Annotated in this window: 3 protein-coding genes; all 3 read left to right on the top strand. The window is 69.8% G+C overall.

Annotated elements, in window-relative coordinates; genetic code table 11:
* The first annotated feature begins 40 nt into the window (after positions 1-40).
* Genes AB0B48_RS32785 through AB0B48_RS32775 form a run of 3 tightly spaced genes read left to right on the top strand, consistent with a single transcriptional unit; the run spans position 41 to position 2862 of the window.
* Positions 41-883: a sugar ABC transporter permease gene (locus AB0B48_RS32785; RefSeq protein ID WP_357208466.1), complete on the top strand. Its 843-nt coding sequence runs from the start codon at positions 41-43 to the stop codon at positions 881-883.
* Positions 880-1704 (top strand): carbohydrate ABC transporter permease, encoded by an 825-nt coding sequence (locus AB0B48_RS32780; RefSeq protein WP_124860646.1) that lies wholly within the window; start codon positions 880-882, stop codon positions 1702-1704. Before AB0B48_RS32785 ends, AB0B48_RS32780 begins: the two co-directional genes overlap by 4 nt.
* A gap of 3 nt (positions 1705-1707) precedes the next feature.
* Positions 1708-2862, top strand: coding sequence for a serine hydrolase domain-containing protein (locus tag AB0B48_RS32775; protein ID WP_357208463.1), 1155 nt, complete (start codon positions 1708-1710; stop codon positions 2860-2862).
* The last annotated feature ends 41 nt before the right edge of the window (positions 2863-2903 follow it).

The raw sequence follows: 2903 nt of genomic DNA, 5'->3' as shown, positions 1-2903 counted from the left end.
CCACCGATTCCGGTGGGCCCGCGCGGCCGGGACCGGCTGGTTGTACGTCCTGCCCGCCCTGGTGATGTACGCGGTGTTCGTCCTGCGCCCGCTCGTCCTGACGCTCCAGTACTCGCTCTACGACTGGAACGGCATCGGGGTGGCCCGCTGGGTGGGCCTGGACAACTACCTCACCGTGTTCACCGACAGCGACCTGCTGAAAATCATCGGCAACGCGATCGTCCTGATCGTCTTCTTCAGCTTCATTCCCGTCGCGCTGGGGCTGTTGGTGGCGAGCATGGTCCGCCGGATCACCACCGGCGTGTTCGGCACCGTCGTCCGGACCATCCTGTTCCTGCCGCAGGTCATCCCCCTGGTGGCGGCGGGCATCGCGTGGAGCTGGCTGCTCTCGTCGAACGGTCTGGTCAACCAGGCGCTGCGCGCGGTCGGACTGGGTGGCGTCGCCCGCGCCTGGCTCGGCGACTTCGACACGGCGCTGCCAGCCGTCGGCGTCATCGGGGCCTGGGTCCTGCTCGGCCTCTGCACGATCCTGCTGGTCACCGGCATGAGCAAGATCGACCCGGCGCTGTACGAGGCCGCCCGCATCGACGGTGCCGGTCCGGTCCGTGAGTTCCTCGCCGTGACCCTGCCCAGCCTGCGTCAGGAGATCGGCGTCTGCCTCACCGTGACGATCATCGCGGCGCTGGCGAGCTTCGACATCGTCTACATCTCCACCAGTGGCGGCCCCGGCCTCCAGACCACGGTGCCGGGCCTGGAGATCTACCGGCTGGCCTTCTCGCAGCGGCAGGTGGGGCTCGCCTCGGCGCTCGCTGTCGTACTCATGCTGCTCGTGCTGGTGTGTGTGCTGCCGATCCAGCGCCTGAGCCGAGGGGACAAGCAGTGAACTTGAGCCGTCGCGAACAGTTGACCGGCCGGGTCTTCCTGATCGCCCTGATCGTCGTCACCCTGCTGCCGTTCGTGAGCATGCTCTCGGCGGCGTTGCAGCCCCGGGGCACCGTGCCCAGCGGGCTCGAGTGGCCGTCCGACCCGCAGTGGGGCAACTTCGCCGACGCGTTCACCGCCGCGAACATGGGCGCCCTGCTCCGCTCCAGCCTGCTCATCGTGGCCGGTGTCGTACCGGTGTCGGTGCTCATCGCGACCATGGCCGGCTTCGGGCTCGGTCAGCTGCGAGTCCCCGGTGGCCGGCTCGTCTTCGGTCTCTTCCTGCTGGGTCTGACCCTGCCGTTCGAGGCCGTGGTCACGCCGCTCTACTACCAGATGCAGGACCTCGGCCTGCTCAACACCCGCTGGGCCATCATCCTGCCGCTGATCGGGCTCTACATGCCGTTCGCGGTGTTCTGGATGCGGGCACACTTCACCAACGTGCCGGTCGAGTTGTCCGAGGCGGCCCGGGTGGACGGCAGCAGCACGTGGCAGTTGTTCTGGCGGGTCCAGGTGCCCCTCGCCCGGCCGGCGATCGCCTCGCTGACCATCCTGATGTTCCTCTGGACGTGGAACCAGTTCCTGCTTGCCATCGTCCTCGTGGACGACGCGACCAAACGCACGATGGCCGGGGCGCTCGGAGCGTTCCAGGGCCAGTGGGGCACCGACCTGGTGCTGCTGTGCGCCGGGTCGCTGCTGATCCTCACCCCGACCCTCATCGTGTTCCTGATCTTCCAGCGACAGTTCATCAAGGCCCTGATCCAAGGGTCAGTGAAGGGGTAGGCAGTGGTCACAGAGCCGCAGATCCACGGCGACGTCGACGATCGCTTCAGGCGCGTCGCCGACGTCTTCCGCGACAACTTCACCTCCCGGGGAGAGGTCGGCGCCGCGGTCACCGTCTACGTGCGGGGCCGCAAGGTCGTCGACCTGTACGGCGGGGTGGCCGACACCCGTACCGGGCGGCCCTGGGACGCGCACACGCCGGTCGTCGTCTTCTCCTGCACCAAGGGGATCCTGGCGATCTGCGCCTACCTGCTGGCCCAGCAGGGCCAGCTCGACCTCGACGCTCCCGTGACGCGCTACTGGCCGGAGTTCGGACAGCACGGCAAGGCGGACATCCCGGTGCGCTGGCTGCTCACGCACCAGGCAGGTCTGCCCGCGGTGGACCGACCGCTGACCCTCGACGAGGTGCTGGCGTGGGACCCGGTCATCAAGGCGATCGAGGCGCAGGCCCCGCTGTGGGAGCCGGGCACGGCGCACGGGTACCACTCGATGACCTACGGCTGGTTGGTCGGAGAGGTGATCCACCGCATCACCGGCCAACTACCCGGCGCGTTCTTCGCCGACACCGTCGCGGGCCCGCTCGGCCTGCGTACCTGGCTGGGGCTCCCGGCCGCCGAGAGCGACACCGTCGCCTGGGGCGTGGCACCGCCTCCGGACCCTGACCCGTTCGTGGACCCGGTCGCCGAACGGGGCATCACCATGGGCGGTGCTTTCGCCTTCCCCGCCGACGCCGACGGCCTGGTCAGCTTCAACGACGACGCCATCCGGGCCGCCGGTGTTCCCGGCGCGGGCGCGGTGAGCACCGCCGAGGGCCTCGCGCGCCTCTACGCCGCCTGTGTGTCGGAACTCCAGGGTGGGCCGCTGCTCACGGCAGCGTCGGTGGACGACGCGGTGGTGGTTCGCTCGCGTGGTCAGCAGCGGCACGGCCCGCCGGACACCGGGCAGCGCTGGGGCACCGGCTTCCTGCTGCACTCGCCACCGGCCCGGCCCTTGCTGGGTGAGCGCAGCTTCGGCCACGACGGCGCGGGCGGCAACCTGGCCTTCGCCGACGCCGAGCATCAGGTGGGCTTCGGCTATGTGGTCAACCAGATGCGCGGGATGGGCGACGAGCGCGCCAATCTGCTCACCGCCGCCCTCCGAACCTGCCTCCAGGACTGACCCCCCGGGTTCCGCCCCTGGGGGTGCCTCGGTCGATCATG

Source organism: Micromonospora sp. NPDC049089, assembly GCF_040648775.1.
Lineage (GTDB): Bacteria > Actinomycetota > Actinomycetes > Mycobacteriales > Micromonosporaceae > Micromonospora.
This window is presented reverse-complemented; position numbering and strand designations above follow the sequence as displayed.